We start from the raw sequence: 12043 nt of genomic DNA on the forward strand, positions 1-12043 counted from the left end.
AGTTTATTAAACTGGCACTTTAGTATTAATTTTCCATAAAAGTAACGCAAGAACCAGAATAAGGAGTTTAAGGATTCGCCTTTAGGGAACATTCCGAAGGATTGGGAAGTTTTCAGGCTATCTGAAGTAGTACCTCGTGCCGAGTATGGTATCTCTATATCATTAGATGATGAGATTGGTATCCCCGTCTTAAGGATGAATAATCTTAAAGATGGAGAAGTTGAATTAAGTGACTTAAAAAAATCGGCAAGTTCTAAAGCTGCTAATTTACTGCTTAAGCCATTAGATGTACTTTTCAACCGAACAAATAGTATTGAACACGTTGGACGGACTTCTATTTGGCGAGGGCAAATAGAACAAGTATCATTTGCTTCATATCTTGTTCGGCTTATACCAGATCAATCTAAACTAATTCCAAATTATCTTAATATATGGCTTAATCTACCTTCAACTCAGCTATTAATACGACGCTACGCAACACCAGGAGTTCAGCAGGTAAATATCAATCCAACAAATCTTCGTAAGGTATTAATTGCTTTACCTAAAAACCTTTTAGAACAAAAAAATATTGCTGAAATTTTGGATACGGTGGATGAAGCGATCGCCCGCACATCCTCTCTAATTACAAAACTTAAACAAACCAAAGCCGGACTACTGCAAGACTTGCTCACACGCGGATTAGATGAAGATGGTCAATTGAGAGATCCACTGGCGCATCCTGAACAGTTCAAAGACTCACCACTGGGGCAAATTCCAAAAAGTTGGACATTTACAGAGTTTGGTGCTTTGATTGCTCAAGGTATTCAAAATGGCATTTATAAACCTGAATCAAGCTATAGCAATGACGGTGTACCCATTGTTCGCATTGATGGTTTTTATGATGGAGTGCTTGTTAATCAAGAAAGTTTTCGTCGTTTACGCTTATCTGAAACAGAAGTACGTCGATATGCATTAAATAACGAAGATATTTTGATTAATCGTGTTAACAGTATTAATTTCCTGGGAAAAAGCGCAATAGTTTTAGGTCTTAGCGAACCTACTGTTTTTGAATCAAATATTATGCGTTTAAGTCTCAAACTAGAATTCTTGCTGCCATCATATGCGATTCTTTTATTAACGTGTTTTATGCAGAGACAGTTACAAAGCCAAGCAAAAAGTGCTATTGCTCAAGCTAGCATTAATCAGTATGATGTTCGCTCATGTCATATTGCATTGCCGTTAATAGTCGAACAATCTCAAATAGCCGAAATTGTCAATCAGCAAAATATCCGCATCCGCACAGAAGAAGCCTACTTTAACAAGCTCAAACTCCAAAAACAAGGACTAATGCAGGACTTATTAACCGGAAAAGTGAGAGTTAGCACAATTAAATAATCCAACAGTAAAAAGCTTTTGCAACTTCAATACCAATATGACCTAATGCCTATGCCATTAGTATGGATAATTTGCCCTTACTTTTATTTTATAGTATATTTGTACTAAAATAGTAGATGATGATGTTCAAGCAAGGTATGTGGTTAGAATAAAATGTCAAAACCCTTGACAGTATTAGGTTTGCACTAACTTTCAAGATAATCTGACAATCTTTACAAACTGCTTAAAATTCTTATCACATTAAGATTTAAAATTAAAATATCAGTGATTCACCCCAAAGCTGAATTTTACCGTAGTATAATGCAGAATCCGCTGCATTTACCTTGGGGGGAGCTTTGCGTTTTTATTTTAAAAAAAACAAACTCGAAGCACTTTATACAGAAGAAAAAGATGCTCATAAATACCCAGGTGTGGTTGATGACTTTTTTGAAGTCATGGCGATTATTGATGCTGCTGTCGATGAGCGAGAATTATATGCTCTAAAAGGGTTGAGATTTGAGAAACTCAAAGGTAAACGAGGAAAACAAGGACAACGTTCCTTACGTTTAAATGACCAGTGGCGTCTAATCGTGACAGTGGATGAGGATGAACAGGGACATTACCTCACAATAATCGATATCGAAGATTACCACTAACCGGAGCAGCAGGGGAGACAGCAATATGAGCCAGAAGCTAACACCAGCGAGAGTACCAACACCAGGAAAAATTTTAAGTAGAGAATTAGAAGCGCGTGGCTGGACACAGAAAGATTTAGCAGAAATTATGAGTCGTCCAGTTCAAACCATCAACGAAATTATCCGGGGAAGTAAGCAAATTACACCAGAAACAGCTATCGAACTCTCCCAAGCTTTGGGGACTTCTCCTGAGTTCTGGACAAACCTTGAGGCAAAATATCGTCTTCATCTAGCGGGAAAAGAAAAAAATGAGCAAGACATAGCTCGTAAAAGTCGATTGTATACAATAGCCCCCATCTCCGAACTCATCAAAAATAGGTGGATTCAAGCAACAGATTCGATTGATGAATTAGAACAGCAAGTCTGTAATTATCTCGGAATCTCGTCTTTAAATGAAATACCCCAATTAGCAGTTAACTTTCGTTGTTCCGAACATAGAGAACCAGAAGAAATCTCTCGCATAGCTTGGGTAAAACGAGTTGAGTATCGAGCTAAACAACAAACAGTTGCTAAATTTGACCGAAAGCAACTAGAAGCTGCTATCCCTGAAATTCTTGCTTGTGCTGAACAAGTAGAAACTATTGCGCGGATTCCTAAATTGCTAGCAGATTTAGGAGTACATTTTGTAATCGTCCCTCATCTAAAAAAAACCTATCTCGATGGTGCAGCTTATTACTTGAACGATAAACCAATTATTGCTTTGACATTGAGATACGACCGGATTGACTCATTTTGGTTTACTCTTATGCATGAGTTAGCACATATTGTTTTAGGACATCAAGGGATTTATTTAGATAACTTAGATGCTTTAGAAGACAATGACAAAGAGAAAGAAGCTGATAAAGAAGCTGCTAACTGGTTGATAGAACCTCAAGCCTTTAAAGTTTTTATTTCCGGGGTTAAAAAATACTTCTCTCGTCAAGCAATTGAAGAATTTGCTTACACTCATCGCAGATATCCAGGGATAATTCTTGGTCGTTTACAGCATGACAAATTAGTTGACCATAAAAACTTGAGACCGTTACTCGTGAAAGTAAGCCCTCTGTTGGAAAATTGGATTGATAACTAGATTGACATAGTTGGTTAACATAATCATGTTTGAATTTAAGCAAGGCAACCTATTAGAAGAAAAAGCAGAAGCTCTAGTTAACACTGTTAATTGTGTTGGTGTCATGGGCAAAGGGATTGCCTTGCAATTCAAGCAAGCTTATCCTGAAAACTTCCGCCACTATGAGAAAGCTTGTAAAGCTAATGAAGTCCAGCCAGGGCGGATGTTTACCGTAGCAACAGGTAGCTTATTAAACCCCAAATATATTATCAACTTCCCCACAAAGCGCCATTGGAGAAATAATTCAAAGATAGAAGATATTAAAAGTGGACTGGTGGCTTTGGTGCAACAAGTATAGCGATTAGATATTACATCAATTGCAATGCCAGCTTTAGGATGCGGTAATGGTGGCTTGAATTGGGCTGATGTTAAGCCACTGATAGAATCAGCCTTTGCCCAACTACCAGATGTGCAGGTAATTATTTTTGAGCCGTTATCCCAAACTAGCACAAGATAGTGAGCAGGCGATCGCCCTGGTACATGAATGGAGCGATCGTAAGCGTAAGCTATTTAAGCCTGAACATATTCGCAAAGCTTGGCAGCGTTTACATGAGCAAAACTGGCTCAACATTAAAGGGCAAACAACTTCCTGAATATTATCTCAAGGAAGTTACCAATAAAATTCCATGATATAGTTTGGCTTGCCCCTGTGTCCTGTATGGCTTTACTATCATTCATTTGACTTAAAGAACAATTAGGTTTCTCACATAAACACTTTTTTCGTTTATGAAGTCTGTAATACTCTTGCTCAAGAGTAATTAATCCTGCATTTTTAAAGTCTGATTTTTTCAGACGAAGTTTGTAATTTTTATAAAAGTGTTTGCTGACTTCTTTCCGAATCCATTTATCCAATTCGCGTATTTGTTGAATGTCTGTAATAACCATAAAAAAGCCCATCCAACTTTTTACTCTTTCTCCTAGCACACCACCGCATACATCACATTTTTTCTCACCACGCCCAGTTACTTTTCTATTAATCACATATTTGATAAAAAATCTAAATCTACGCTCGAAATTTTTACCAGTTTTATAAGAAAGCTCTTTATCAATCTTTTCTATAATTCTTTCCTGAAATCTTAGAATGTTTCCTGGTTTAACTTTGATATGCTCAAGAGTGAATTGAAAACCAACAAACTCTAAAAAATCTTTAGCTATATCGACATATTTAGTTTTGCTTTCATCAGTATGTAATTGCAGCTTTATATCTTCTAATTTTTGAGCAACTTCTTGATGTACTATAGAAATTAATTCTTTTTGTTTTAAAAGTATTACAAAATCATCCGCATAACGGACGTATCTCAGAGAATATTTTTTCGATAAATCATTGATAACCCAACAATCAAATTCATGTAAATATAAATTTGCTAACATTCCTGAAAGTACGCCGCCTTGAGGAATACCCTCAGTTCTTATAATTCTTTGATTATTTACAATAGGCTTGTGATGATGAAAAAAACGGTATCCGTATGTTTTGCCATGTTGATTTTTATGTGGAAGTCCACCAGTTTTTATAAACCGTCTTAATAATTTAGTAGCTATAGTGTCTTGACCAAACTTTCTCTCTATAATTTCAAAAAGGTATTCGTGAGATAGCTTATCGAAAAATTTTACTATATCAGCATCTAAGGCAAATATAAAACCTTGTTTAATATAATAATGAATCAAGCTTGCTGCATAGGGTGCAGACTTTCCCTTTCTATATGCAAAAGATACTTTATCTAGTCTAGGTGTAGCTTTAAAATCTTTCTCTATTTCTTTATAAATAGCATCATACAATACCTTTTGGACAATAACATCGCGTATAGTAGCAATCGATAAAATTCGCTTTCCACCAGATGGCTTGTCTTTTTCTATTTCTCGAAAACTATAAAACTGATATGTACCTTTAAATAATCTATTTGATATAAGCTGACAACGTAAATCAAGTTCTTTTTTAAAGGTTTGGTAAGAAATACCATCTACCCCCATCTGAACTTTTGGCTCACCCTGCTTGAAGAAGTCCGTTTTTTGTTGTTCGTAAGCTTTAAACGCAGCCTTTAGCTTCTCCGGATGAAAGTATTCAGTGAGTAAATCGTCCAAGGATCTGGACATATTTTTGTTTTGTAGTGATTTAATTATTTGGAAGTGCTTACTGCTAAGGCGGACAGAGAACGCTACACACTCCCTCAACCTGTCTTCTCTACAAAGGTGTAGAGTATAACCAATACCTATTATTTCTAACAGGTATAAAGAAACTCCTAGTCAAGGTGGATCTTTATTGTTTATTCCATACCTAGATTTTATCACAGTTGGAAAAGCAGCCCCCTTGGGATCAAGATGCTTTTAGGCATCTCCCGGCAGGTTCAAAGACCTAACCCCGCATTATTAGACAGCATATCATCAGTTATTAATCAATCGCTTCTAACTAGAACTTTCTATACTAAAAAAATATAAATTAAGTATTATCACTTTAAAAGGGATAGAGTGTATTCATTAAAATTATTCCAAAAGGCTTGTCACAATAATTTATGCCCCAACAAACTCCTGAGTATATTCATGTAGAACTGCCTACCATTCAACAACTCACCAGCATGGGTTGGCAGTACATTGAAGGAGATTGGGACAATGCCAAAGTTACCGAACGAGAAAACTTCAAGCAAGTTCTACTGACAGAGCGCCTCAAAGCCGCTATCAAACGCATCAACCTGGATGACAACGGTAATCCCTGGCTCGATGATCTTCAAGTGCAAACCGCAGTAAGTCAGTTAGAACGCCTGGGTGCAAATAGATTAATGGAAGCCAACCAAGCCGCTACAGAATTGCTACTCAAAGGAACTACTGTTTTAGGACAAGACGGTAAACAGCATACGGTACATTTTATTGAATTTGACCCTGAACATTGCGATCGCAACGATTTTCTTGCCATCAATCAATACAGAGTAGACCCGCCTTGGGCAACAGGTAATCGAGGATTTATCGTCCCAGACATGGTACTACTTGTCAACGGCATTCCTCTAGTAGTGATTGAATGTAAAAGTCCCAATTTAGATAACCCGATAACTGAAGCAATTCAAGACTTATTGAAATATTCCAACCAACGGGGTAGCAGTCAACCAGAAGGCGCAGAAAAATTATTCCACTACAATTTGCTGATGATAGCAGCCTCTAGAGGACGGGCAACAGCCGGAACCATCGGCGCAAATTATGAACATTATGTTGATTGGAAAGATACGATTCCCAGCCCCCAAGCGGAAATTGCTGCCCAATTAGGCGTTTCTGAATTAAATTCTCGCCAAACCCTCATCGCCGGGATGTTGAAACCAGCTAATTTGATCGACATCTTTCATAATTTCACTCTATTTAAAACCAGTGGCGGACGCACTATCAAAATAGTGCCGCGTTACCAGCAATATCGGGCAGTTTATAAAGCACTGCACCAACTTCAACACAATCAAACCCGCGCCGAACATGGCACAGATGACCAACGCGGTGGCATTATCTGGCATACCCAAGGTTCAGGTAAAAGCCTGACAATGGTTTACCTAATTCGGAAAATTCGCACTATCTCAGAATTACGCCGCTTTAAAATTGTTGTTGTCACCGACCGCCGAGACTTAGAAAAACAACTTGCAGATACCGCCGTCCTTACCGGAGAACCATTACAAAAGGCTAAAAACGTCAAAAAGCTAGAACAATACTTGCAACAACCAGGTGCTGGCTTAGTCTTCGGAATGATTCAGAAATTTAAAGGTGGCGAAGATTCTGATGAAGAAGCAGAAATTGAACCGATTCCGAAAAACCTCAATCCTTCCGAAAATATCTTAGTGCTAATTGACGAAGCACACCGTTCTCATGCCAAAACCCTCCACACCAATTTATTAGAAGCCTTACCTAACTGTGTCCGTATTGGCTTTACTGGTACACCCATTGTCAAAGCTGCGAAAAAAACCACCCTGCAAATTTTTGGTTCATTTATCGACGAATACAATATCCGCCAATCCCAAGAAGATAAAGTCACTTTGCCCATTGTCTACGAAGGATTAGAAGCTAGAGGGACTGTAACTCAAGGTGATGACCTCGACAAACTTTTTGAAATTATCTTTGCTGATAAAACCCCAGAAGAACGGGCGCAAATTAAAGCTAAATACGCGACTAAAACTCAAGTTGGCGAAGCACGGGAATTAATTAAAGCCAAAGCTAAAAGTATGCTGCGTCATTATATTGAGCGCATTTTAGCAGGAGGCTTTAAGGCGCAAGTAGTCGCCTCTACCCGTCTCGCCGCCGTCCGTTACCAAGAGGCATTTGTGGAAGCGCAACAGGAAATAGTACAGCAGCTAGAACACCGCGCACCCCTTCTGCAAAGTCTCGATATGGAGGCTTTAGAATCGCTTGATGCCGAAACTCGTTTTTTTGCTCAAGCACTTGCACATATTGAAACCATACGCAAACTAGAATTTGCTGCTATCATCTCTGGCGATAAAGGAGATGACGGTAGTTGGAAAAAGTGGACAGATAAAAGTCAACAGGAAATTAATATTGAGAAATTTAAAAAGTCTTTAGACCAAGATAGTTTAGGGATTTTAATCGTAAAAAATATGCTGCTAACGGGTTTTGATGCTCCGTTAGAACAAGTTTTATATTTAGATAGGTCGCTAAAAGAATACGAATTGCTGCAAGCGATCGCTCGTGTTAACCGAGTGTATGATGATAAAAAAACAGAAGGGTTAGTGGTCGATTATTACGGCGTTGATATCGCTGCTGCACTCTCGGTTTATGAAAATATTGATACAGAATCTGCCTGGTTTGATATCCGTGCAGAATTACCAAAATTGCGCGAAAAACACCGACAAGTTATTGCTCTATTTACTAAAAATGGCTGCACAATTGATGATGTAGATGCTTGTGTAGACTTGCTCATAGATGAACGCCTGAGAGTTGAATTTAACGACTTTTTCCAAGACTTTCTCAACACTCTCGATACAATACTGCCGCGTTCAGAAGCACGTCAGCCCTATAATTTTGTTCGAGATGCCAAAAAACTAGGCTTTATTAAAAAAGCTGTTGCTGACCTCTATAGAGATGAAAAACTTAATATAGTTAGCGCCAAAGAGAAAGTTAGAGCATTAATAGACCAATATATTGAATCGCAAGGTATTGACCCAAAAGTGCCACCGATTGATATAATGTCTTTGGATTTTAAAACCCATGTCCAGCGCCATCGCTCGATTAAAGCACAAGCCGCAGAAATGGAATTCGCTGCCCGTCACCATATCAGCGTAAATTATGAAGAAGACCCAGTTTATTACAAAAATTTAAGTGAAAAACTAACAGAAATTCTGGAATCTTTAGCTGATAACTGGGAAGCAAAAGTTGAGGCTTTGCAGAAATATATAGAACAAATCCAAACAGGCCGTACTACAGATGAGACTGGATTAGATCCTAAAACTCAAATGCCATTTCTGAACATTTTAGGTGAATATTCCCAAAAACAACTCCCCGAACTTGCTCAAGCAACTGTGGAAATTGTCGAACATATCCGCCAAGAAGTACGACGGGTAAATTGGGGTAGCCAAATAGTCCAAGAGGATTTAAGAAGGTGGATAGCCGGCTACTTGGACGATCGTGATTTAGTGAGTTACAACCAACTCGAAGAAGTTGCGGATAAATTAGTCCAACTAGCTAGGAGAAATCGTGATAATTTAATGGCATGACAAGCATCACCTTTGGCGACCTGAGTTTTGAAATTCGCCACAGTTCCAAACGCCGCACCGTAGGTATTACCGTCGAACGTGACGGTAAATTAGTCTTAGCTTCTCCCCCAGAAGTACCAATAGAAACATTAGAAAGAATTGTCAGCGAGAAACGTTACTGGATTTACAGTAAACTCTTAAAAAAAGAGTCATTTAATCCACCAGCTAGCGTTAAAGAATACGTATCAGGTGAAGGTTTTTATTATCTAGGACGTAGCTATCGCCTCAAAGTAGTAGAGCAAGTTCAACAACAGCCATCTCTGAGACTATATCAAAGCCGCTTTGAGCTACAACGCCCAGCACAAGTTCAAGGTCGAGAATACTTTATTCAGTGGTATCGGGAACACCTTCAGCCAATTCTAGAACAACAAATTGCCACACTGATTAAACGAGTTCCCACTTCACCTCGTTCAGTACAAGTACGTGAGCTAGGGAATCGTTGGGGTTCTTGCGGACACAAAGGGGATTTATATTTTCACTGGCGAGTAGCAATGCTACCACGAACGATGATTGAGTATTTGGCAGTTCATGAACTTGTGCATCTAATTGAACCGGATCACAGCACTGCATTTTGGCATAGGGTGGAGCGTATTGTGCCAGATTATCTTGAGCGGAAGCGGTGGTTAGCTGAGAATGGGGCAATTTATAACCTTTAGAAAAATTATAAGAGCGATCGCATTTAGACAAAGTTGAAAGAATGTATCAAACTTCTACAAATTTTTGGTAATTTTCCATCTCTGTAAATCTCATAAAACACCTCTGGCAATGTCCATCTATCCACAACGCTGGAATTTTAAACCTTCCACCGCAGTTAGGACATTCTGAAAGTAAATGTAATTTATGGCGATGTCTGCGACGGGCTTCGCCTACGCACTCTTGCGTTACCTTAGAGGGGTAAGCCGTGGGCTTCTGCTGTATTGATTTTCCGTCAGAAAAATAAGCCTTGTAGAAGCGGGTATCAGGTCTAAATAGCTAACGAAAATGAGTTTAGACAATTACCATTTATAATGGGTATTATTTATGGTACTACAGGCGACAAAATCATTAATTGACGTAATCAGAAGAAACCGTCAATGGAACCACTGGAATACTGCCGTTTGTACGTTAAAAGCCCAAAGCCAGAAAAAAGAGGGTATAGAGCCGCGTGCGTGCGATCGCTCACACAAGCAACTTTTGGGGTCTACTCGTACCAAACAATCGATAAAAACTGGGGTTCTCAATTTGAGAAACGACCAGATACAGTGCTACAAATTCTTGAAGTTGCTCACACTATTAACCTTATAGCCATCAAACTAGAGATAATTCAACCGACAATTACAGAGCTTTTAGAACAGGTATCAGCAGTAGCACCCTACAAGAAACACAAATAAATCATAAATTTTCGTGTATCCAGGTAGTTTTACCATTAGAAGCGAGTAAACTATGATTAAGCACAACAACCAACTCCGGTATTGACTTGCAACCAAGTTGAGGGGATTTGGTTTGGTGATTCAAAGGAAAACAGTGAGGTCTTAACCTTGACATCGGCAACTATTGTTCACTGTGCTGGAAACTTTCTGTTTACAAAACGGAATTATTCCTGATCTTTACTGTTCTTGGTTAATCTGCAACTAAGTAGATTTTTATGCTTGATATCTTCCCCCAAATTCCGCCAGTAGCACTACCAGAGATAGTTCCTAATGAGTTACCCCAGCAGAGATTTCATCTCGGTGAATGGGTGCGATGGTTTCAAGTACCCAATGGCGATTTTGGTCGTGTCATTGGAGTCATATACACCCAACAAGCCACTTGCATTTCCACTGGCTTACATTACTTGGTTCTTCTAGATGAGCGCAGCCCCTCTCGTGACACCTGTAGCTGTGACTTCGCTTTCGAGGAAGATATCGAACCCCTGGATAACTCATTATTGCAAAGGCTTCAGAGCAATCATGTCTGAAGCGCAACAACATCAGCAGTTGTTAGAACTGCACAACCAAATGTTCATGTCCCCCCAAGACTTTAGCTATCGTTGGGGATTGGGTTACGAAGAATTAGCAAAAATCTGCGCCATCTCTAAATCTACGGCTTATCACTGGTTGGGTGGACAAGCCAGCCGCCGAGAAGCTGGATTACCTTACCAGAGAATTATGGCTGTGGCTGATTTTCTTTTCGCCAATGCCGAAGTAATTAACCCTCTATTGGAACAGTGGCATAATCCTCAACACCCGAATTAATCCTTCAGTTTTTGCAAATTGACAAAACCTTTCTTCATCACCTTGACTGACATAAAAAATAGGTAGTAGGGTGCAATTTATCGTCACCAGCCTACCCACTGTTCCATGAACCGCTCCACCAATGACTCTTATTACTTGCCCTCCAGTATTGAATTGACACAAAACCATGTCCTGATTCATCGCTTGGCAATCCCTCTTAAAAATGCCATCAGCTACTTACAACAATTTCCTCAGTCAGAATATGAGGATATTTGCCGGGATGCTTTTGAGTTAGGATTTCTTTGCTTGCAAACTGCTCAAACTCGTCATGGCAACGAATTAATTAAGCAGCAGATGGAATCCTTGTTGGTGGAGTTTCAGCAGACAGTTAAGGTAATTGCAGAGTCTTTCCAGCAGGAATTAATTAATCAAGTAGGGACAGAGAATGGCCAATTATTAGCTCCACTACAAAATCAAATTAATCTGACTTCAACCATCCTCACTGAAAAACTCAATAGCGTCAGCACTTTGCTTACACAGGAAATAGACCCCGCCAAAGAAACTTCTGTTGTTGGCCGCTTTCTGAATTCATTACGTCAGTTATTAGATGCCAAACGCTCTGATTCCATTCAAGGCACATTTAAAGCAGCATTAATAAATGTCACTAAGGAAAATGGTATTTTGGCTGCGGCAGTTAAAGATGTGGTTTCTGAGTCTGTGAAACCATTAACCGAACAAGTGGAAAAACTGACCAGAGAAATTCGAGATCAACAGGTGACACAACAAGTACTTGAGCAGACAACTGCAAAAGGCATCAACTTTGAAGAATTAGTCGTTGTCGAACTGCGAAATTGGTCAAAATTGAGTGGAGTAGAGGTGGAGCATATTGGCCGTGATGGAGACACTGGGGATAAGCTAATCGGCATTTAAATTGCAACATAGCCACTATTGCCTTTGTTTTTTATC

The 12043-nt window shown here is 39.1% G+C and carries 13 protein-coding genes; 12 read left to right on the top strand and 1 reads right to left on the bottom strand.

Going from position 1 to position 12043, the window contains the following annotated elements; genetic code table 11:
* Positions 1-90 precede the first annotated feature (90 nt).
* The 6 genes from HWQ37_RS30545 (at position 91) to HWQ37_RS30570 (ending at position 3749) form a co-directional block, all read left to right on the top strand.
* Positions 91-1374, top strand: a complete 1284-nt coding sequence (locus HWQ37_RS30545; protein WP_292754291.1) for a restriction endonuclease subunit S — start codon at positions 91-93, stop codon at positions 1372-1374.
* Between the two features lie 335 nt (positions 1375-1709).
* Positions 1710-2009 carry a type II toxin-antitoxin system RelE/ParE family toxin gene (locus HWQ37_RS30550; RefSeq protein WP_292754256.1) on the top strand — a complete coding sequence of 100 codons (300 nt, stop codon included), beginning with the start codon at positions 1710-1712 and terminating at the stop codon, positions 2007-2009.
* A gap of 25 nt (positions 2010-2034) precedes the next feature.
* Positions 2035-3117, top strand: a complete 1083-nt coding sequence (locus HWQ37_RS30555) for a HigA family addiction module antitoxin (protein WP_292754258.1) — start codon at positions 2035-2037, stop codon at positions 3115-3117.
* A 25-nt stretch (positions 3118-3142) separates the two neighbouring features.
* Positions 3143-3454 (top strand): macro domain-containing protein, encoded by a 312-nt coding sequence (locus HWQ37_RS30560; RefSeq protein WP_292754262.1) that lies wholly within the window; start codon positions 3143-3145, stop codon positions 3452-3454.
* 24 nt (positions 3455-3478) lie between these two features.
* A complete protein-coding gene (locus tag HWQ37_RS30565) occupies positions 3479-3613 on the top strand; it encodes a hypothetical protein (RefSeq protein WP_292754265.1) in 135 nt (44 codons plus the stop codon).
* A complete protein-coding gene (locus HWQ37_RS30570) occupies positions 3582-3749 on the top strand; it encodes a hypothetical protein (RefSeq protein ID WP_292754268.1) in 168 nt (55 codons plus the stop codon). The genes HWQ37_RS30565 and HWQ37_RS30570 overlap by 32 nt, the downstream gene beginning before the upstream one ends.
* Here the strand turns inward: HWQ37_RS30570 and HWQ37_RS30575 are convergent.
* Positions 3727-5247 carry a reverse transcriptase domain-containing protein gene (locus HWQ37_RS30575; RefSeq protein WP_292754270.1) on the bottom strand — a complete coding sequence of 507 codons (1521 nt, stop codon included), beginning with the start codon at positions 5245-5247 and terminating at the stop codon, positions 3727-3729. The two genes, HWQ37_RS30570 and HWQ37_RS30575, sit on opposite strands and share 23 nt — an antisense overlap.
* A 416-nt stretch (positions 5248-5663) precedes the next feature.
* Here HWQ37_RS30575 and HWQ37_RS30580 point away from each other — a divergent pair, with 416 nt between their 5' ends.
* The 6 genes from HWQ37_RS30580 to HWQ37_RS30605 all read left to right on the top strand — a co-directional run bounded on the left by HWQ37_RS30580 (position 5664) and on the right by HWQ37_RS30605 (position 12007).
* Positions 5664-8846: a type I restriction endonuclease subunit R gene (locus HWQ37_RS30580; protein WP_292754272.1), complete on the top strand. Its 3183-nt coding sequence runs from the start codon at positions 5664-5666 to the stop codon at positions 8844-8846.
* Positions 8843-9541 carry a M48 family metallopeptidase gene (locus tag HWQ37_RS30585; RefSeq protein ID WP_292754274.1) on the top strand — a complete coding sequence of 233 codons (699 nt, stop codon included), beginning with the start codon at positions 8843-8845 and terminating at the stop codon, positions 9539-9541. Before HWQ37_RS30580 ends, HWQ37_RS30585 begins: the two co-directional genes overlap by 4 nt.
* A gap of 417 nt (positions 9542-9958) precedes the next feature.
* Positions 9959-10255 carry a hypothetical protein gene (locus HWQ37_RS30590; protein ID WP_292754276.1) on the top strand — a complete coding sequence of 99 codons (297 nt, stop codon included), beginning with the start codon at positions 9959-9961 and terminating at the stop codon, positions 10253-10255.
* Between the two features lie 254 nt (positions 10256-10509).
* Positions 10510-10821: a hypothetical protein gene (locus HWQ37_RS30595; RefSeq protein WP_292754280.1), complete on the top strand. Its 312-nt coding sequence runs from the start codon at positions 10510-10512 to the stop codon at positions 10819-10821.
* Positions 10814-11098: a helix-turn-helix domain-containing protein gene (locus tag HWQ37_RS30600; RefSeq protein ID WP_190945738.1), complete on the top strand. Its 285-nt coding sequence runs from the start codon at positions 10814-10816 to the stop codon at positions 11096-11098. The genes HWQ37_RS30595 and HWQ37_RS30600 overlap by 8 nt, the downstream gene beginning before the upstream one ends.
* 105 nt (positions 11099-11203) lie before the next feature.
* Positions 11204-12007 (top strand): hypothetical protein, encoded by an 804-nt coding sequence (locus HWQ37_RS30605; RefSeq protein WP_292754287.1) that lies wholly within the window; start codon positions 11204-11206, stop codon positions 12005-12007.
* The last annotated feature ends 36 nt before the right edge of the window (positions 12008-12043 follow it).

The sequence above is a fragment of the Nostoc sp. NMS4 genome, assembly GCF_017115095.1.
Taxonomy (GTDB): domain Bacteria; phylum Cyanobacteriota; class Cyanobacteriia; order Cyanobacteriales; family Nostocaceae; genus Nostoc.

Excerpts from the sequence above, each read along its gene's own strand:
- HWQ37_RS30600 (WP_190945738.1), top strand. The coding sequence starts at position 10,814 with ATGTCTGAAGCGCAACAACATCAGCAGTTGTTAGAACTGCACAACCAA.
- HWQ37_RS30590 (WP_292754276.1), top strand. The coding sequence starts at position 9,959 with ATGGAACCACTGGAATACTGCCGTTTGTACGTTAAAAGCCCAAAGCCA.
- HWQ37_RS30585 (WP_292754274.1), top strand. The coding sequence starts at position 8,843 with ATGACAAGCATCACCTTTGGCGACCTGAGTTTTGAAATTCGCCACAGT.
- HWQ37_RS30595 (WP_292754280.1), top strand. The coding sequence starts at position 10,510 with ATGCTTGATATCTTCCCCCAAATTCCGCCAGTAGCACTACCAGAGATA.
- HWQ37_RS30560 (WP_292754262.1), top strand. The coding sequence starts at position 3,143 with ATGTTTGAATTTAAGCAAGGCAACCTATTAGAAGAAAAAGCAGAAGCT.
- HWQ37_RS30565 (WP_292754265.1), top strand. The coding sequence starts at position 3,479 with ATGCCAGCTTTAGGATGCGGTAATGGTGGCTTGAATTGGGCTGATGTT.
- HWQ37_RS30575 (WP_292754270.1), bottom strand. The coding sequence starts at position 5,247 with ATGTCCAGATCCTTGGACGATTTACTCACTGAATACTTTCATCCGGAG.
- HWQ37_RS30555 (WP_292754258.1), top strand. The coding sequence starts at position 2,035 with ATGAGCCAGAAGCTAACACCAGCGAGAGTACCAACACCAGGAAAAATT.
- HWQ37_RS30605 (WP_292754287.1), top strand. The coding sequence starts at position 11,204 with ATGAACCGCTCCACCAATGACTCTTATTACTTGCCCTCCAGTATTGAA.
- HWQ37_RS30580 (WP_292754272.1), top strand. The coding sequence starts at position 5,664 with ATGCCCCAACAAACTCCTGAGTATATTCATGTAGAACTGCCTACCATT.